General features: G+C 44.4%; 20 protein-coding genes. 14 read left to right on the forward strand and 6 right to left on the reverse strand.

Annotated features, from left to right (window positions below):
- The 4 genes from B9T62_RS34810 to B9T62_RS34825 are packed head-to-tail and all read left to right on the forward strand — an operon-like array spanning position 1 to position 2,398.
- Positions 1-627 carry a cytochrome (ubi)quinol oxidase subunit III gene (locus B9T62_RS34810; protein ID WP_087919435.1) on the forward strand — a complete coding sequence of 209 codons (627 nt, stop codon included), beginning with the start codon at positions 1-3 and terminating at the stop codon, positions 625-627.
- A 3-nt stretch (positions 628-630) separates the two neighbouring features.
- Positions 631-957, forward strand: a complete 327-nt coding sequence (locus B9T62_RS34815) for a cytochrome C oxidase subunit IV family protein (protein WP_087919436.1) — start codon at positions 631-633, stop codon at positions 955-957.
- Positions 958-987: 30 nt separating this feature from the next.
- Positions 988-1,896: a cytochrome c oxidase assembly factor CtaG gene (gene ctaG / locus B9T62_RS34820; protein ID WP_087919437.1), complete on the forward strand. Its 909-nt coding sequence runs from the start codon at positions 988-990 to the stop codon at positions 1,894-1,896.
- Positions 1,897-1,933: 37 nt separating this feature from the next.
- Positions 1,934-2,398, forward strand: a complete 465-nt coding sequence (locus B9T62_RS34825; RefSeq protein WP_087919438.1) for a DUF420 domain-containing protein — start codon at positions 1,934-1,936, stop codon at positions 2,396-2,398.
- A gap of 103 nt (positions 2,399-2,501) precedes the next feature.
- On the opposite strand, the gene B9T62_RS34830 is transcribed toward B9T62_RS34825, so the two are convergent.
- Positions 2,502-3,113: an HD-GYP domain-containing protein gene (locus B9T62_RS34830; RefSeq protein ID WP_245864213.1), complete on the reverse strand. Its 612-nt coding sequence runs from the start codon at positions 3,111-3,113 to the stop codon at positions 2,502-2,504.
- A 152-nt stretch (positions 3,114-3,265) separates the two neighbouring features.
- On the opposite strand from B9T62_RS34830, the gene B9T62_RS34835 reads away from it, so the two are divergent.
- The 7 genes from B9T62_RS34835 (at position 3,266) to B9T62_RS34865 (ending at position 9,667) form a co-directional block, all read left to right on the forward strand.
- Entirely contained in the window at positions 3,266-4,231 is a 966-nt protein-coding gene (locus B9T62_RS34835; RefSeq protein WP_087919439.1) for a tyrosine-type recombinase/integrase, read from the forward strand.
- Positions 4,232-5,136: 905 nt separating this feature from the next.
- Positions 5,137-5,865: a hypothetical protein gene (locus B9T62_RS34840; protein ID WP_087919440.1), complete on the forward strand. Its 729-nt coding sequence runs from the start codon at positions 5,137-5,139 to the stop codon at positions 5,863-5,865.
- 46 nt (positions 5,866-5,911) lie between these two features.
- On the forward strand, positions 5,912-6,307 hold the full coding sequence (locus tag B9T62_RS34845; protein WP_087919441.1) for a GntR family transcriptional regulator: 396 nt from the start codon (positions 5,912-5,914) through the stop codon (positions 6,305-6,307).
- Between the two features lie 17 nt (positions 6,308-6,324).
- Positions 6,325-7,254 (forward strand): ATP-binding cassette domain-containing protein, encoded by a 930-nt coding sequence (locus B9T62_RS34850; RefSeq protein WP_087920546.1) that lies wholly within the window; start codon positions 6,325-6,327, stop codon positions 7,252-7,254.
- Between the two features lie 3 nt (positions 7,255-7,257).
- Complete coding sequence (locus B9T62_RS34855) at positions 7,258-8,160, forward strand: ABC transporter ATP-binding protein (protein ID WP_087919442.1); 903 nt, start codon at positions 7,258-7,260, stop codon at positions 8,158-8,160.
- Entirely contained in the window at positions 8,153-9,445 is a 1,293-nt protein-coding gene (locus B9T62_RS34860; RefSeq protein ID WP_087919443.1) for an ABC transporter permease, read from the forward strand. Before B9T62_RS34855 ends, B9T62_RS34860 begins: the two co-directional genes overlap by 8 nt.
- A gap of 33 nt (positions 9,446-9,478) precedes the next feature.
- Positions 9,479-9,667, forward strand: a complete 189-nt coding sequence (locus B9T62_RS34865; protein WP_087919444.1) for a hypothetical protein — start codon at positions 9,479-9,481, stop codon at positions 9,665-9,667.
- A gap of 283 nt (positions 9,668-9,950) precedes the next feature.
- Here B9T62_RS34865 and B9T62_RS34870 read toward each other — a convergent pair whose 3' ends face one another.
- From B9T62_RS34870 to B9T62_RS41970, 3 genes are all read right to left on the reverse strand, one after another.
- Positions 9,951-11,597: an ABC transporter ATP-binding protein gene (locus B9T62_RS34870; protein WP_087919445.1), complete on the reverse strand. Its 1,647-nt coding sequence runs from the start codon at positions 11,595-11,597 to the stop codon at positions 9,951-9,953.
- 115 nt (positions 11,598-11,712) lie between these two features.
- A complete protein-coding gene (locus B9T62_RS34875; RefSeq protein ID WP_087919446.1) occupies positions 11,713-13,050 on the reverse strand; it encodes a Cys-every-fifth radical SAM/SPASM peptide maturase CefB in 1,338 nt (445 codons plus the stop codon).
- A gap of 291 nt (positions 13,051-13,341) precedes the next feature.
- Positions 13,342-13,605: a Cys-every-fifth RiPP peptide CefA gene (locus tag B9T62_RS41970; RefSeq protein ID WP_087919447.1), complete on the reverse strand. Its 264-nt coding sequence runs from the start codon at positions 13,603-13,605 to the stop codon at positions 13,342-13,344.
- A 533-nt stretch (positions 13,606-14,138) separates the two neighbouring features.
- On the opposite strand from B9T62_RS41970, the gene B9T62_RS34885 reads away from it, so the two are divergent.
- Together B9T62_RS34885 and B9T62_RS40105 are read left to right on the forward strand one after the other, a co-directional pair.
- Positions 14,139-14,774 (forward strand): DUF2812 domain-containing protein, encoded by a 636-nt coding sequence (locus B9T62_RS34885; protein ID WP_087919448.1) that lies wholly within the window; start codon positions 14,139-14,141, stop codon positions 14,772-14,774.
- A 167-nt stretch (positions 14,775-14,941) separates the two neighbouring features.
- Positions 14,942-15,091 (forward strand): hypothetical protein, encoded by a 150-nt coding sequence (locus B9T62_RS40105; RefSeq protein WP_169834483.1) that lies wholly within the window; start codon positions 14,942-14,944, stop codon positions 15,089-15,091.
- Between the two features lie 902 nt (positions 15,092-15,993).
- Here B9T62_RS40105 and B9T62_RS34895 read toward each other — a convergent pair.
- Together B9T62_RS34895 and ytxJ are read right to left on the reverse strand one after the other, a co-directional pair.
- On the reverse strand, positions 15,994-16,236 hold the full coding sequence (locus B9T62_RS34895) for a glutaredoxin family protein (RefSeq protein ID WP_087919450.1): 243 nt from the start codon (positions 16,234-16,236) through the stop codon (positions 15,994-15,996).
- Positions 16,233-16,559 carry a bacillithiol system redox-active protein YtxJ gene (gene ytxJ, locus B9T62_RS34900; protein WP_087919451.1) on the reverse strand — a complete coding sequence of 109 codons (327 nt, stop codon included), beginning with the start codon at positions 16,557-16,559 and terminating at the stop codon, positions 16,233-16,235. Before ytxJ ends, B9T62_RS34895 begins: the two co-directional genes overlap by 4 nt.
- A 197-nt stretch (positions 16,560-16,756) precedes the next feature.
- On the opposite strand from ytxJ, the gene B9T62_RS34905 reads away from it, so the two are divergent.
- Positions 16,757-17,479, forward strand: coding sequence for an SDR family NAD(P)-dependent oxidoreductase (locus tag B9T62_RS34905; protein WP_087919452.1), 723 nt, complete (start codon positions 16,757-16,759; stop codon positions 17,477-17,479).
- The last annotated feature ends 37 nt before the right edge of the window (positions 17,480-17,516 follow it).

Here is a 17,516-nt window from a genome sequence, read left to right on the forward strand (position 1 = left end):
ATGACAACGGCACAGGCTGAAGCAGCTGACGGGACTCTTCCGCATGAACCGGAGAAGGCCACGCTGGAGGGACGCAATAAGGTGCTGGCCTTCTGGCTGTTTCTGGGCGGAGAGGCAGTGCTGTTCGGGACGCTGTTCGCCACCTTCCTTGCGCTGCGCAACCAGACCAATGAAGGGCCAACAGCCGATGAGCTGTTTCATCTGCCGCTGGTGGCGGCGGCGACATTCATTCTGCTGCTCAGCAGCTTGACCAGTGTGTTCGCCATTCAGGCCATGCACGGCAACCGTCCGGCGGTACTGCGGCTCTGGCTGATCGTTACCGTTGTGCTGGGTCTGGGTTTCCTTGGACTCGAAATCTACGAGTTCAGCGTATATGTCAGACACGAGGCGTTCGGCATGACTACCAGTGCATTCAGCTCGGCTTTTTATACATTGGTTGGCTTTCATGGTGCACATGTCGCTTTTGGTGTCGTCTGGATCTTGATTCTGATTGGGCAACTGAGCTATAAAGGGCTAACCGTCGTAACCGCGCCCAAAATCTATGTGTCGGCCATGTACTGGCATTTCATCGACGTGGTGTGGGTATTTATCTTCACGGTGGTATACCTGCTTGGAAAGGTGGGCTAAGCTATGGCGACTGAACAGCATCCGCCGGAGAAGGGCGGAGTGAAGCACCGTCACCGGCCGGAAGGGCCGCAGCGGCATATTGTAGTATTTATCTTCTCAATTGTGCTGACCTTGATCGCCTTCGCCGCTGTGGCAGCGGGGGGCATCAATGCAGCCTTTGCCGTGATTCTGCTGCTGGTAATGGCGGTGCTGCAGGTTATCATGCAGATGGGCTTCTGGATGCACCTGAAGGATAAAGGTCACATGATGCCGATTATTTTTATATTTGGCGGCTTTTTTATTGCCGGCACCTGCATCGTAATGGCGCTGTATTGGGTTTGGTGGGATTGACCCTCCCAGAAGGTCAAGGAGGCTGATAGGATGCCGGTACTTGAATATTTCAGCTTTAACGATCTCTGGAGTCCGCTTATTCTGGCCGGCATGCTGCTGTGCATGGCCGGCTATTTCGTACTTATTGGGCCGCTGGCCTCACGCTTCCCAGGTAACGGGAACGTTCCGGTCTGGCGGAAGCTGCTGTTTGTTGCCGGGCTGACCGCGCTTTATCTGGCACAAGGCGGGCCGCTCAGCCTGCTTGGGCATCTGATGTTCTCTTTTCATATGATCAGCATGGCCCTGTCCTATCTGATTGCAGTTCCGCTGCTGATGCTGGGCCTTCCTGACTTTCTATGGCGCAGTCTGCTGCGTCGTAATCCGCTGCACCGCTTGTCCTTCCTCGCCCAGCCGATCGTGGCAGCCTTGCTGTTTAACGGCTTGTTCTCCCTGTACCATATTCCGGCAATCCATGATTATGTGATGGTCCATTTCACTATCCACCGGCTGTATTATGGGGTGCTCTTCGTAACCGCTGCGCTGATGTGGTGGACGCTGATCAGTCCGCTCCCGGAGCGCAAGTCGGTTGGCGGTCTCGGCAAGCTTGGCTATATTTTTCTCAATATGGTGCTGCTGACTCCGGCCTGCGGGCTGATTATATTTGCTCCTAATCCCCTCTATGCCACATACACCGATCCGAATATCTGGGCGCGGGCGATGGGCTATTGTGTATCCACCTCTCCGGGCGCTCTGCTGCAGTCCTTCGGTGGTCCGGCCTTCTTCGGCGCGCTTTCTCCCAAGGTCGATCAGCAGGTGGGCGGCATCGCCATGAAGTTCATTCAGGAAATTATTTTTGCCTCCATGCTTGCTTATGTGTTCTATCATTGGTATAAAAAAGAGAACGGGCAAGACGATGCGGAAGCATCGAAGGTTTCTTCGGACGGAGGAACGGTGCTTTGACCCGTGTATAGCTGGTGACTTGCCGAGGGGGATAATCATGGATATTTTCACGCTGTTTCCAACGATCAGCACATCTTTTATCGTGATCAGTGCGGTGCTGGTGGCGATTGGCTGGAGACAAATTATTAAGGGCAAACGCGAGGCGCACAAGAAAACTATGCTTGCTGCTGCTGTGGCGGCATTGCTATTCTTCATTATGTATGTATCGAGAATCGCGCTTGTTGGCAGTACCTCGTGGGGTGGCCCGGATGAACTGAAGGGCATCTACCAGGTGTTTCTGATCTTCCATATCATCTTGGCGACTACAGCCGCAGTGTTTGGGTTGACCACCATTACGCTTGCATTTAAGGAGAAGTATGCCAAGCATCGCAAGTGGGGCAGAATTACGGCCATGATGTGGTTCGTGACCGCCATTACCGGAGCCGTGGTATATATCCTGCTGTATCTGCTGTATCCAGGCGGGCACACCAAGCCGCTATGGGAAGTTATTATGGGGTCGTAAGAGGTTCTGTTAGGTGGGTGAGGCCTGTATGTGTGCTGTCCGGTTATTGTCCGGGCGGCAGCGGACAGGCCTATTTATGTTGGGAGCCGGGCTCCGTTCATACCTATAAGCTCAATTGAAGGTCGGAAAGCTCGAGGAAATGGTCCACAACCGTTTTGTCAAATTGAACGCCCGCACCTGCGCGAAGTTCCTTACGGGCGAGCTCAATCGTGCTGCGCTTGCGGCAGCCGTTCATAAACTGTATTTCGTCGTAAGCGTCCACTACCGCACAGATTCGCGCAAGCAGGGGGATACGGGTACCGGATAACCCGCAGGGATAACCGCTCCCGTCCCAGCGTTCATGATGATAACGGATGATGTCTGCAACTACCTGATCAATTCCGGGAAAATCCTTGGCTAAATCGGCACCGATCAGAGGATGAAGCTGGAGTATGTTCATTTGATCCTCAAGCAGCGGTTCCTGCTGCTCCAATATATGTACAGGTATAAAAGATTTACCGATATCGTGCAAAAAGCAGCCGCGTACCAGGTGGTTTTTGTCCTTGCTGCTCAGTTTCATCGCAACGGCCAGTTCTTCCCCCAGCATAGCTACCCGAACAGAATGACGGTGAGTTTCAGGGTGTTTTTCCTTCAAAAAATTCATCCAAACACTCACATGAGCCTCTTCTGTCAGAGCAGTCTGAACTTTTTTGACGAGCACAGCTAATTCCTCCAACCTTCTCCCTCCTTATTCTCTGTGATAGTCTGCTTCTTTCAGCACTGTTCATGAAAAATACACCATAGTATGTGAAATATGGAACAAATGTACTAGGACAATGTCGTACAATATCACTTATGCGACATTTATAATGACAAAGGAGCAATAAAATGACCACAGAACGGATGGCTTCCAGCAATTCTCAACTGGCCGTAGTAGATCGGGATGCGGTATCTGACAGTGATGAGCAAATCGTGCAGATGTTTCTGGCAACCTGCTGCAGGACACCTAATACAAGAAGGAATTATGAACGGGCACTGAGTGCGTTCCGCAAATTCATCTCCAATAAAACCTTGCGCGAGGTGACCTGGCGAGAACTTGAAGCCTACAAGCTGTTTCTGACCCAAGGCGGATACAGCTATCCACGCCAGCTGGCGCCGGCAAGCATTGCCGCTTTTATCGCACCATTGAAATCATTTTACAAGTGGGGAAGCGATCTGCATATTGGTTTTTTCAGTAATAATCCAACACTCAGCGTTCGTATCCCTACCATAAATATTACCAGCAGACGCAATTTTCTGACCAAAAGAGAAGTAGGAAACCTGCTCCGTGAATTGCAAAAGCAAGGCTTGCGAAACTACCTGATCGGTCTTACTCTGGTAATGCTGGGCCTCCGGGTCTCGGAGCTTACTGCTATGAAGTGGGGCGATTTTCACAGTGATCCTCTGGAATCCTCCGTTTGGCTAACGATTACCCAAGCAAAGGGCGGCAAGCGAAGAGAGATCAAGGTACCTCCGATCCTGTGGGAATTATATTCACAGCTGTCCAGTTTACGGGCCGGAACGAATGAGCCGGATAAGGATCTGTTGATGTTCTCGCTATCGTCAAGACAAGTTGAGCGTATCATTAAGAATGCTGGAGAAGTAAGCTTCATTGAGAAAAAACTAACACCTCACTGGTTGCGCCATACCAATGCCACACTGGCCTTATTGCAGGGAGCATCACTTCAACAGGTGCAGGAATCACTCGGACATTCCCATATCAACACCACGCAAAGATATCTCCACACTGTGCAGCAAATTCAAAAGGCGGCTCCGGATTTTGTGGAAGACAGCTTACGTGATTTCATAGAATAAGACAAAATCAGACATAAGAAAGCTTACTTTTCCAGAGATAACTATACAATATTATACAAATGACCTATAATAAAAAAGTGATGTGAAACTATGCACAAATGCGAAAAAAGTCCTGTCGAAATGTCTGTAATGTCGCATAAGTGATATTGTACGACACCTAAATTTGATTACGTTATTTTTTTGTCGAAATTTAGCTTGTTAATACCCTTTATTGAATAAATTTAATCAAAATATTGAGCGGAGTAGTATTTCTTGCATACATACCGGTATATCTATACCGTCCAATTACGGACGTCTGCGGACTCCAGTGACCTTATTTGCTCCCAAGTGACCTATTTTAGAGTAGTTACGGACCGGAAAGACCTTATTTAGTCATAAAGGGTCTACTTAAGGCAGCTTTTAGACGAATAGGGGCTATGCGGTCCGCAAGGCAGCTGAAACGCTGAAAATCACAGTAATAAGAGCTATAGTGTCCGCAGTGATCGAAGTTTGTTGTTATGGAGGTAACGTTTCCCCCTTGGCTCGGTGCCGCTAATAGAATAAAGTCAGTAACAAGCAGGAACGGCTGCCTCCTTAGGGATGGCAGACCGTTTCTTTTTTGAAATATAAGGATTTATATGTTCCACCCTATGAATCATCCTTCTATTTCTCGCTGAAACGCCCCGTCCTATAAAAGGCCGGCGTAGCCGTTTCCACTTGCGATTCCCGGCAGAGCTGCTGCGGAAATTTCGTCTGAACGCTGGCGGATATCCTAAGTATAGCCAGCCGACCTTGGAATTATGGTTGACATTGGAAATAACGGGTCGTATACTGTGTATATAGATATATACAGTAAGCACAGAGGCATAAACAGTATACACACACTTCAGCCATCTGCTGAAGAAATTGTGAAAGTGGGTAGAAACATGAGAACGGTAAAGGATGCCTGGATGATGGTGCAGAGCGAATACCGCGGCAACAAGCTGAAGCTGGTTTGGGCTTCACTATTCTCCATTTTCTATATGGGATATATAGCCTTCTTCGTCGGCATTATGATGAACGAAATAGTTCAGAGCAATGAAGGGCATATGGCTGTTGACATTATGCTGCTATCCATAACGCCGCTGATGGGATTCGTGCTGAACCGGAGTGCTTTTAAGTATTGGTCAGAGGACTCGTACACCCGGATGCTTGTCTATTTCAAATCCTTGCCGATACCGGCGACTGTCATCCTCTGTAAAAGAAAAATTATGAGCGTAATCGCCTTCTCAATTAATGGCACGCTCTGTTTCGGTCTCATCTATGCTTTCAGCAAGAATATGAGGGCAGAAATGGATCTGGGAGATTACATCGCGTTTACGATCACCTGGATTGGATATGGATTAATCGTCACCGGCTTATACATTACGTTCGAGCTGCTCTTCAGCGGCAAAATATACTTGGTTCTGACCTTAGCTGTCTTGATAGTGGCCTTTGGGGTGGCCTTTCTGGTCCAGATGGGCGGTGGGAATCTATTCTTGTATACGATACTCTGCTCGCAGGAATGGGGGCTGCTCTCACCGCTGATGTGGGGCACGCTGCTGGTGGGAATGGCATCGGTGCAGGTGTTCTCCAAATGGACGATCCACCGATTGAAGAGCAGGGATCTGCTATGAGAGCCGGACATAGCAAGACTGTCGCTTGGCGGGGTGGGGGGTAAATATGTGGATTCCAGTACAGATCAATGAGAACAGTGCAGAGCCGCTATACCACCAGATTGAGACCCAGCTTCGTTCCCTGATCATCAGCGGTGCCATCCCGGAAGGAACCTTGCTTCCATCGATCCGTGAATTTGCCGGTGATCTCAAATGCAGCGTAATTACAGTCCGCCGGGTCTATCAGGATCTGGAGAATGAAGGACTTCTGCGAACCAGGCAGGGCACTGGTACCTTTGTTTCTCATGTAGGGACCGGGGCTATGGAGGGCTATAAGCAGGAAGCTATAACCAAAGCCCTCGAAGCAGCGGTCGATACGGCAATGTCCGTACAGAGTGACAAGGCGGAGATCATCAGAATATTCCTGGAAATTGTCGAACGAAAGTATAACGAATTGAAATGAAAGGCGGCGCCGCTGATATGGTCCAGATGGCAATTAAACTGCAGAATGTTAGGAAGCTACGGCGCAATAAGACGCTTGGGCCGCTTAATCTGAATCTGCCGGCAGGTTATATTACCGCTCTGGTCGGTCAGAACGGCTCGGGCAAGAGTACCTTGCTGCAGATGCTGCTTCAGCTGAACTACCCGGATGAAGGCAACATCGTCTGGTACGAGAGCAAATATGTAAATGAGCTTCCGATAGAGCTGCGCCAATCGATAGCTTATGTGCCGGAGATTTCCCAGAAGGAAGAGGATCAATGGACCGCTGAGCATGCAGCTGCCTTCCGCAGCCATTGGTATCCGGATTGGGACAAACGTTACTTCGAGGAGCTGCTTGAGAAATTCGAGATGCCGCGCAATATTCAGCTGCGCAAAGTGTCGAAGGGGGAACGCCGCAAGTTTGAGATTGCCGCCGCGCTGGCTGGGCGTCCCAGGCTGCTCATTCTGGATGAGCCTTCCTCGGGGCTGGACCCGTTCTCCTGGAAGATCATGCTTGAAGCTCTAAGGCATTACATGGATGAAACCAATGCCACGATCATCATGTCCAGCCACAATGTAGAGGAGGTCCGGCGGCTGGCCGATTATATCGTGCTGATTCATCAGGGGCAGCTGATGGGCATGGCAGACAAAGACAGCTTGTTCGGCTCCTGGAGCGAAGTATGGGTCCATGCCGCTGTGGAAGAGGAGTTGGCTGAGCTGGCAGCGGAGCTGCCGGGCGCGATCCAGTTTGCGATGGAAACGCCGGGTGTAGCTTCTTTTAAAGTACAGCAATTCCATTCCTTGGAGAAACGGATTCAGGATTTGGGCGTAAAGGTAATCAAGAGTCGCAGCTTGGAGCTGGATGAAATTCTAGGGTTATGGACACAGGGACACCGTCCGGTATTGATTGATCAGAAGAGAGGGGACTGAAGTATGGAAGCACTGAAACTGGAAAGCGTAGTGAAGCAATACGGAGACAAAACGGCAGTGAACGGAATCAGCCTGAATGTGGGGCAAGGGGAGATTTATGGTCTGCTTGGCGCCAACGGCGCCGGTAAAACAACGACGATGCGTATGGTGCTGGGTCTTATTTACCCGGATGATGGGAAGATCTTGTACAACGGTAAAAGCTTCAACAGCGAGCTTCAGCAGGTTATGGGCTACCTTCCTGAAGAACGCGGACTGTATCCCAAGGTGAAGATCAACGAACAGATCATCTATCTGGCCCGTCTGCGGGGAATGTCGGCCAGTGAGGCGGATAAGAGCCTGCGCTACTGGCTGGAACGTTTCGAAGTCCCGGAATACTACAATAAGAAGATTGAAGAGCTGTCCAAGGGGAACCAGCAGAAGATGGGCTTTATCGCCGCCGTGGTCCACAAGCCGCAGATTCTGATTCTGGATGAAGCCTTCAGCGGACTTGACCCGGTCAACGTAGAGCTGCTTAAAGGGACAGTCAAAGAACTGAGAGATCAAGGCACAAGCATCTTGTTCTCGACCCACCGGATGGAGCATGTCGAGGAGCTGTGCCGAAATATCACGATCCTGGACCGTTCCAACACAGTCGTGCAGGGAGATATCCAGCAGATCAAGAACGGCTATCCGCGTGAGCAGATCATGCTGCGGACCGTAGGTGAAGTAACTGGACTGCAGTCGGTGCCTGGCGTAACTTCGGTGCAGAAGCAGGAACGCGGATACCTGGTAGGCATAAGTGAAGTGAGCGCGGCGCAGCGGGTTCTGCAGCTGGCGATTGGTCAGAGTGAAGTAGAGCATTTCGAGATCAAGGAACCAACGTTAAACCAAATCTTTATCAGAGCGGTGGGTGAATCGAATGAATAAGATGGGGACAATTATCGGGTTTACTTTTAAGAATAAGGTTAGAACGAAATCCTTTCTGGTGACAACCTTGATTCTAGTGCTGCTGATCACCGTGGGGATGAATATTCCTTATTTGATTAAAGTGTTTCAAGGGGACGATGCTTCCAGCAATGGTATACAGATTGGAGTAATTGCTGAGGAGAATAATGCGCTGGCCGGCTTGTTGAAGGCTTATGTACAACCCGAGACCGATGAACTGGAGCAGGTTACCGTCAATACTTATCCATCGGTAGAGGATGCCGGACTGAAGAAGGCTTTGGATGAAGAGACGATTGAGGGTTATATCGCTTTTGCCGAACCAGCTGGGGAAGGGATTCCTCCGGTTACCTATTATAGCAATGATGGAGAGATGAACGGCAGCGTACGCATCTTCCTGCAGAACGCGCTCCAGCAGGCCAATACCCAGCTGATTGTCGGCGATAAGCTGACACAGGAGCAGGTGGCTGCGATGTTTGCTCCCGTTCAGATCGGCACACAGCAGCTCCAGACTGACGGTACTGACAACGGGGCAACTGCTGAGGAGTCCGCACCAATCATTAACTATGTCATTGTCTATGTGCTGCTGATTCTATTCTTCATGTCTACCTTTATGACAGGGAATATGATTGCTGCAGAGGTCACTTCTGAGAAGAGTTCGCGGATTATGGAAATTCTTATCACGAGCGCATCACCGCTGGCGCAGATGTTCGGTAAGGTTATAGGCATTTTTCTGGTCGGTATGCTTCAGATCGCAGTGATCGCACTGACCGTAGCAGCTAACCTTATGTTGCCGCATAATTCCACAATTCTGACTGATTTCAATATCGACCTGAGCCAGATGAATATGAGTCTGCTGATATATGGTTTGGTGCTATATGTGCTTGGTTATTTCTTGTATGCCCTACTGTACGCTGCTGTTGGTTCCATTGTCAGCCGGACCGAGGATCTGGGCCAGGCGATCATGCCGATTATGATGCTTGGTTTCGCCGCTTTCTATATTCCGCTGTTGAGCATTTCCAGTCCAGATACCATGCTGGTCAAAGTAGCCAGCTTCGTTCCGTTCACTTCGCCGCTGACGATGCTGCTGCGCATTGGTGTGGGGGATGTGGCCTTCTGGGAGATCCTGCTGTCGCTGGGGCTGTTGCTGGTTACGATCTTCTGCTTCGGCTGGCTGGCCGCCAAGATCTACCGTACCGGCGTGCTAATGTATGGCAAACGCCCTACCATTAAGGAACTGAGAAAAGCGATGAAAGCTTACAAGATATAGAAATCATATATCTCATAAGAGGAGTAGATTACGGTGAGTAAAAAAAATCAAAATATGATGTTTCTTGGAATATGCGCTTTGAATATGATTTTGTTCGGTATCCTTATGGATACGAATGGATCCACTGTACGTGATTACTTTCAGGGATTCGTGGTCGGCATCAATGGAGTGGCCTTCTTCTTAACCCTGTGGAGTCTGGCGAAGGAACGTAAGAGAGCATAACGGGCAAGAAAGCTACAGAACAGCCGCGGCGGATGCCGCGGCTGTTTCTGGTAGAGATCAAATAAGGAGAAATATCATGATAATTGATCTATCCCATATCGTTCAAGACGGCACGCCACCGTATCCAGGCGACACTGAGACCCTCATGGTTTACAGTAAAAGGATACACAAGGATTATTATAATAATGGCATCTTTCGCAGCAAAAATCGGTAGGTAAGCCTTGATGTAGCTGGGCAAGACGAGGTCCAATACTCAGCTTGTTCGCACCGAAAGTTGAGTATGCTAAGAGTGAGAAAAGTCCGTGTAGAGATTTCTATCTAAGTTAATAATCTCATCACATGTATCTTTTATGGCACTATCATGTGATACAATTATAATAATTTTATTTTTTTTGATTTCAGTAATGTGATCAATAAAAGTTTTTCTACTAAGAGCATCAAGAGATGCTGTGGGTTCGTCAAATATCATTACATCCGGATTCTTTAACATTTGCCTGACAATCGATATTTTTTGCTTTTCACCACCAGACAAGTTGGTCGTATTTTCATTCATATTGCTATTAATTCCATTAGGGAGCCTTTCTATAAAATCATTCAAATAAAATTGACTTATTAAAAGCTCCATATTTTCATGATTCATATTATCTAATAATATATTTTTTGCCACAGTATCATATAAAAGTATGGGATTTTGTTCTGTGACACCAATCTTATTAAGTCTAATTGAACTCATATTAAGATTCTTAATATCTTCATTATTGAATAAAATAGAACCGCCATGTTCATTTATGTAAAGACCTAAAATTAAACTTAACAATGTACTTTTCCCCGAACCATTCTCTCCTGCTAAACAATATATTTTTCCTTTTTCAAATACAAATGAACTTTTTTCAAAAATAGTATTTTGTTTATAGGCAAATGTAACATCCCTAAATTCAATTGAATCAATTTGTTCCATAACTTTTTCACCGTCTTCAATAATCGGTATAGATAAAATTTCTTGAAGCCTCATGTAAGATACTAATATTTCCTGATAATTTTTGCTTAAATTGAAAAAGAATCTTGTTGAACTTATGAGCATATTGAAATAATTTATTAGTATTGTAAAAAAGCCAATAGTAAGATTGCCTTTCACAACTTCTATTCCGCCAACTATGAATATCGATATTTGAGCAAATGTTGACATAATGTTATCGAAACTTGAAAATATATACGATATTTTCTGATAAGAATATACTTTAGGAAGGAATTGGTCGAAAGCATGTTTCAATTTCTCGTAAAAATAACCATTATATGAATGGGTTTTTATAAAACGGACATTCTTCAATTGTTCATTGTAGCTTGAAAAGAAGTGACTTTGAGATTCTTTATATTCCATTGTTTTAGTGTATAATGGATTTTTTAAAATTTTGTATAATAATGTATATATTATTATGAGAAATAAGAAAACAATAGCAATTTTAACATTCGATTTTATCAAGACTAAAAAAGTAACTAGAAATATACTCGAATTCACTATGATGGAGCCAATTATACTAATACTAAAAGTTATAATTTCATTAGAATCATTATTTATTCTTTGATTTAGGTAAGCTACATCACTATTCTCAATAAATGAAATTGGTAATGATTTCACATGTTCGATAACCATAACATTTAACTCGAATGATGCATTAGTTTGAATTTTTATCAATAATTTATTAACTAAATAACCTACTACTACACTTATTAATGATAATGAAAATAGTATAAAACAATAGTAAAATAACTCTTCCAATGAACCGCCGATTATAAGAGTGTCAACAAGTTTTCCACTAAACAGTGGTAACACAAGTGATGATAGACTTGTAACAATAACAAGAGTTACATAAACAATTAACAATAAACGATGCTTGAATATATATAGCTTACAAAAATTGAAAACTTTCATATATTATAATCCCCGCTTTTGAGACGTCATTTGTCTAAATACTAAAACAAGTAAAAGGTGAAAACGGAGCGTAGTTTCCACCGATTTCACCCACTATTGATGCAGAAATATTTCCTTATGTTACAGCATGTACCTTTGGGTCCAATGTATCATCCACATATCTTAAAATTTGTTTTTCAAGAACTCCCTTTATCTTGAAGCACCCCTTTGAGTGGTAGCTTCCTGTCTCATTATAACTGACAACTCCACAGCCCCCACCACAGGACGGTAAATAAGCACACTGTTTACAGTCAACATTGTCTAATGGATTTTTAGACATCCAATCAAAAAACGCATATTTAATATTTTCCAATATTCCTTCTTCATTTATCTGTCCAATCATATGCTTTTCATCACCAGCATGCTCCCAACATTTATACACATCACAATTTGGAGTGACAGTATATTGATTGTCGCCATAAAGTCCACAATACAACCATTTTTGACTTGGTCTAACAAAATTTTTGAATCCTTGCTTTTCAGCAGCAATCCATAATTTTTCAAGCACATCACCTATATCACTTTCGGGAATACAATTACCTGAATAAGCTGAACAGGCAGCCGTGGAACCACGAACAATTCCAAAATCGACTGTGCAGTTCACTAGATTCTCACCGTTAAACCCAATGTACTCTAACAACTCATATGTCTCAGATAAATTAGTTTTATCCACATTGATTCTTATAACAGTTTGTATTGAATGTTGTTTTTCATTAATCATTTTCAGGACCTTAATAATATCGTTAAAGGAACCACGCCCACCCTTATACATTCTCCGTGTATCATGAATTGCTTCAGTACCATCAAGAGTTATTTGTAGCATCTGACAATTATATGTTTGAAGTTTTTCAACAATTTCGTATGTTAATAATGTTCCATTGGTAATAATACTACTTGTTAAATTAATATCATGTTGTAAACAAAAACGTTTCAAATTATCTAATATATAGAATCCTACATCAATATTTATTAAGGGCTCACCACCGAATAAATTAATAGAGATATTTTTCACATTTTTACTAGTGGCCTCATTGACGATAAATCGTATGTAATTGTCAGCGTTCTCTATTTTCATTGATGTTTTTTGAGAACCTGCCCCTTCATAACAATACACACAGTTAAGGTTACAGGCCCATGTTAATAAGACAGTTGACGAGATGGAGCTATTCGAAAATTTTTGCTTATTATGAAAATATGTAAAAAACCTATTCTCATCGATTTCATCATTTACTACAATGCCATAGTCAACAAAAAGCTTGAAAGTATCCTCATCAAAACCTTGTACATTTTCACATTGAATCTCACTGGCAATTGAATCATCAATCGTGAAACTATGGCCACTTAGTGTGTTGAATAAAATATGCCCATTGTTATTTCTGTTCGGAAGAAGCAGGTTGAATTTCGACAGCTTCATTTATAGCCCTCCTAAGTATTGTATAGTTTAACTCGTTGTTTAAGGTTTGCCCTCGACCATCCATGATATATGTAGAGATCGAGGGTATAGATTAATAATGTGACGCACTACATTTTGTGAAAAATATCACTTTAAGTTCGATATTAATTAAGCATGCAATAAAAAAAACTACACAAACTATCTTTTATACAAAGATCTAATGGACAGAAGCCAGCTACAATTACTTCCCCTCCAAAAGGTTTATGTAGTGATGAATTATAAGCAGATCCAACATATTCAACTTTCATTCTTCTACACCTTGCTTCCTGGTGCTTCAAAAGGTCCTGGGAGTGGGGTAAGATTAACCCAGCACGCGTCTGCTGCACAAAAATTTAGTAAACAGGCATTTGTTGCACATGCTGCAGTACCACAAGCATCAAGTCCACAAGATACTGCACCACAAGCTGCTGCTCCACATGCATTCCCGCCACATGGTCCGTTTAAAGCACAGACATACCCTGGACAAGCAGTAGCATTGGGTGTTACGTAACCTCTTCCTACATAGGTAGCTGACATAAGTATCCTTCCTCCTAATTTAATGTTTTACTGAATTAATCGCTGTCACTTAAAGGCAGCTTTTTAAAGAGATACTGTTTTTTGTGAAGATTCAATAAGTGGACAACTTTTATTAGATTAACAATGCACCTCCACCTCCATTTTTTTCTTAATTATAATAATAAGGATACTCAAGAGTATCCTTATATTATTTCATTCAAATCTACTGCTGGAGTTAAGAAGCTAGAATTATGTATTGGAAAAGCTCAGAGTTCTAACTTTAGTAGAAAGTGCTTACTAAATATTTGAACTAGTAGAATGTACCTAAGGCCTCTTTGCAAAAATATCATCACATCCATTTAAAGTCAATTAATTACATTATAATCCTGGAATTAATTAGCTATTATTCCATCGAATGTTCACATTATATCCTTGAATCACCTTGAAATTTGTTCCATATAAATCCATATTATATAGATAATGATCCATACATTATATTGTTGTTAGTTGGATTACGAAAATTAACATTTCGAAAAAAAGTTAGGGGGAAGGAAATGATGAAAATATTCAGGATTTTTTTCAGTGATTTGGACAAACAAGAAAATTGGTTAAATGAAAAGGCAAAACAGGGTTTGAGACTAACTAAAACCACAAAATTATTTTATTATTTCGAGCAATGTGAGCCTTCAGAATTTACTTACAAGGTTGAATTGATTACTGATAGATCGCTGCAAGAACAAGTAGAATATCGGCGGTCATTGGGTGAGGATGGGATTAGAACTTTTACTAAAAACTATGCTTTTGGAAGAATAGCTTATGGCAAAGCTACTCTCAATTTGGCAGGGAAAATTAGAGTGAGAACAGCTCCAGGTACCATTAACTCAGAGATTCTTATTTTAGAGAAGAAAACAGATGGGAAATCCTTCGAATTGTTCACTGATAAAAACGATAAAATTTCTTATTATAAAAAAGTCAGAAATACTTTCACACTTTCTATTATTGGAATTCTTATTGTGGTTATTGTGAGCAAACCACGAGGGCTAAACTTTTTAAATAATGAACAAGTTCCAATTGTAATTTCATATGTAGTTAAAGGTTTAGGCATTGCAATATGCATACCTCTCCTAATAACCGTTTCAAAAGCTATGTATCGTTTACGGCAGCTAAAAAAAGAGACCACACCTGAATAAGGAAATCCGAATGTTTACACTCCATAACAACAATTCAAAAACGTTTGTCTGTCGTTCCACGTTTGAAGGAATAGTAACAGGCCAGCGTTAATTTAAAGCTATCAATTACAAAATCATTGTCTTTCTTCGCATTCGCATTGTCGAACTTCTGCAGGATGTCATAACGCGTGTTGCGCTGCGCGGGGATCTTTGGTACCTTGATGGATACGAATGGATCCACTGTACGCGATTACTTTCAGGGATTCGTGGTCGGCATCAATGGAGTGGCCTTCTTCTTAACCCTGTGGAGTCTGGCGAAGGAACGTAAGAGAGCATAACGGGCAAGAAAGCTACAGAACAGCCGCGGCGGATGCCGCGGCTGTTTCTGTTACGCATAAGCTGGGTTATAAGGCATCAGGAGTGAACGTATACCGTATTGCCCCAACGTGTCTCTGTATCGGGTATAGTATTCGAGCTCCTTCTTCTCGCCGAGGGCGAGTGAGAGGGATTCATAGGTAGATAAAGAGTACGGGGGGGAAGATGGGAAGGTTTCAGAGGGGGATTCTTCCATAACACCTTTATATTAATAGGCAGAATGGACAGAGTTGTAACACGGGCAAGCAGGTTTACAATTTTATTGAGTTCGTGTATGTTAATGGGAATTCCATGACATGAAATGAGATGATGTAATGATACTAAGAAATCTCATAGGTTTTATAGCCTTGTTCTTATTCAGTTACTTTATCATCGAGTCCGACCTCAGATCGTCTTTCTTACTAGCCATTGGTCTCTCTCTGGTCATGATTGTAGTTGACTTCATAGGCAGAAAGAAGAGCAAGTTATAGCTTTCCTAAGTCTGAGTCATTAAATTAGTTGCGAAACTGCATCTAATTAGCCAAATTTTTCTGTTTTGGAGGAAATAAGTGCGAATACGCATCTATTTTGGATGTTTGAGCATCCCAGGAGTAATTTACTCGAAATTAGTTGCAGATTTGCACTTATTCGCCTGCTGATGAACGTTTCGGCTGAATTTAGTTGCAGTTTCGCATCTAATTATTCTGAAGGTTCCAGGGCAGTACTCTAAAACCCGACTGAACCTAAGTAGTAACCACTTTCGCAACTAAATGCTTTATAGAAGTGGCAAAAAAGGGGATCACCGCAGCCAATAGGCTGGAGTGATCCCCTTTTGTAAAACACAAGATAGTGTATAAATAGTGCTTATAAGTATGAAGCACCTATATTACTTAGCCGCGGCCTCGATCAGTGCTTTAAGCTCAGGCAGGTTAAAGCCCTTTACAACATGGTCGCCGCCTACAGTGACCGGAACGCCCATGAAGCCGAGTTTCTCCACTTCATCCTGGTAGACCGTGCTGGTCATCACATCCCGCACCTCGAAGGGAACGCCTTGCTCTGTAAGGAACTGCTTCACCAGATTGCAGTCGCTGCAGCCTGAAGTTGAGTAGACGATAACTGGAGTGCTCATTGGCTCACAGCCTGCTGGATGGCATCGCGCGTGATTTTCCAGTGGGAGGTGTTCCAGCTGACTTCGCTGCCCTCCAGCAGGAAGATCTGCGGAGATTCATGTTTGATTCCGAACTCTTCGGCGATCTGATTGGAGACCGGACGGTCTTCAATGACCAGAACGACGGCAGCTGTGGTGTCCGCATCCTTCAGATAAGACTGGAATTCCTCGTGGGCTTTGGCGCTGATCGGGCAGGTAGTGCTGTGCTTGAAGAGCAGTTTTTTGCCCGGCTGTGCGACATATTGGTGCAGTTCTTCGATGGAATGGAGCTGTTGAATAGACATAAGTTCATCCTCCTAATGCACACGTCAGTGTGCTCAATATCATATGGCTGTCAACCTGTAATCATGATTGTAACATAGTTCAAAATTAAATCAAAAGGGTTCAGCCCAGGGTCCCGTTGAAAAAAGCACAGCACCATGCTAAGGTGATATTGAAGTGAGACCAGGAGATGCTTTTACCAGACAGGAGTGTATAGGATATGGACAAAGTAGCTTGTGTGACCGGTACCGACCGGGGACTGGGATTGTCGATCACCCGTGTTCTGCTGGAGCAAAATTATAAGGTGTTTGCCGGCCAGCATAGAGAAGACTCGGAGAATCTGAAAGCGCTTAAAGCTGAATACCCGCAGCAGCTGGAGCCGGTCCTGCTGGATATCGGCCGTAAGGAGAGCGTCAAGCAAGCTGCACGCCTTATCGCCGGCAAGACCGGACATGTAGACATGCTGATTAACAATGCGGGAATTATCCGCAGCGCTGACGATGCCACGATGCTGGTCGATATGGATGATGAAGCCATGGCGGAGATCTATAATGTGAATACACTGGGTGCGCTGCGGGTTAGCAATGCTCTGATGGGACTGCTCCTGCAGGGGGAGGATAAGCTGATCGTGAATATTTCCTCCGAAGCAGGCAGCATCGGAAGCAACCAGCGGATTAATATGTACGGGTACTGTATGTCCAAGGCAGCGCTGAATATGCAGTCCTCCCTGATGCATAACCATCTGAAGACGCTGGGCGGACAGGTAATGGTCTTCCATCCCGGCTGGCTGCAGACCTATATGAGCGGCATGAAGAAGGATGAGGCGGATTATTCTGCTGACGAGGCTGCCGGGAAGATTATGAAGCTTGTACTGGACTATCCGGCATATAAGGGAGAAGAACCGGCGTATCTTGATCTGAATGGGCAGGCATGGCCCTGGTAACAGCCGGAGAACGACAACTATTCAGGAGAGGTGTTGA

This window comes from Paenibacillus donghaensis (assembly GCF_002192415.1).
GTDB classification, from domain to species: domain Bacteria; phylum Bacillota; class Bacilli; order Paenibacillales; family Paenibacillaceae; genus Paenibacillus_AQ; species Paenibacillus_AQ donghaensis.

Bases quoted from the DNA above. Each gene is read 5' to 3' on its own strand.
- B9T62_RS34810 (WP_087919435.1), top strand. From the start codon at position 1: ATGACAACGGCACAGGCTGAAGCAGCTGACGGGACTCTTCCGCATGAA.
- B9T62_RS34815 (WP_087919436.1), top strand. From the start codon at position 631: ATGGCGACTGAACAGCATCCGCCGGAGAAGGGCGGAGTGAAGCACCGT.
- ctaG (WP_087919437.1), top strand. From the start codon at position 988: ATGCCGGTACTTGAATATTTCAGCTTTAACGATCTCTGGAGTCCGCTT.
- B9T62_RS34825 (WP_087919438.1), top strand. From the start codon at position 1,934: ATGGATATTTTCACGCTGTTTCCAACGATCAGCACATCTTTTATCGTG.
- B9T62_RS34835 (WP_087919439.1), top strand. From the start codon at position 3,266: ATGACCACAGAACGGATGGCTTCCAGCAATTCTCAACTGGCCGTAGTA.
- B9T62_RS34840 (WP_087919440.1), top strand. From the start codon at position 5,137: ATGAGAACGGTAAAGGATGCCTGGATGATGGTGCAGAGCGAATACCGC.
- B9T62_RS34845 (WP_087919441.1), top strand. From the start codon at position 5,912: ATGTGGATTCCAGTACAGATCAATGAGAACAGTGCAGAGCCGCTATAC.
- B9T62_RS34850 (WP_087920546.1), top strand. From the start codon at position 6,325: ATGGTCCAGATGGCAATTAAACTGCAGAATGTTAGGAAGCTACGGCGC.
- B9T62_RS34855 (WP_087919442.1), top strand. From the start codon at position 7,258: ATGGAAGCACTGAAACTGGAAAGCGTAGTGAAGCAATACGGAGACAAA.
- B9T62_RS34860 (WP_087919443.1), top strand. From the start codon at position 8,153: ATGAATAAGATGGGGACAATTATCGGGTTTACTTTTAAGAATAAGGTT.
- B9T62_RS34870 (WP_087919445.1), bottom strand. From the start codon at position 11,597: ATGAAAGTTTTCAATTTTTGTAAGCTATATATATTCAAGCATCGTTTA.
- B9T62_RS34875 (WP_087919446.1), bottom strand. From the start codon at position 13,050: ATGAAGCTGTCGAAATTCAACCTGCTTCTTCCGAACAGAAATAACAAT.
- B9T62_RS41970 (WP_087919447.1), bottom strand. From the start codon at position 13,605: ATGTCAGCTACCTATGTAGGAAGAGGTTACGTAACACCCAATGCTACT.
- B9T62_RS34885 (WP_087919448.1), top strand. From the start codon at position 14,139: ATGATGAAAATATTCAGGATTTTTTTCAGTGATTTGGACAAACAAGAA.
- B9T62_RS34895 (WP_087919450.1), bottom strand. From the start codon at position 16,236: ATGAGCACTCCAGTTATCGTCTACTCAACTTCAGGCTGCAGCGACTGC.
- ytxJ (WP_087919451.1), bottom strand. From the start codon at position 16,559: ATGTCTATTCAACAGCTCCATTCCATCGAAGAACTGCACCAATATGTC.
- B9T62_RS34905 (WP_087919452.1), top strand. From the start codon at position 16,757: ATGGACAAAGTAGCTTGTGTGACCGGTACCGACCGGGGACTGGGATTG.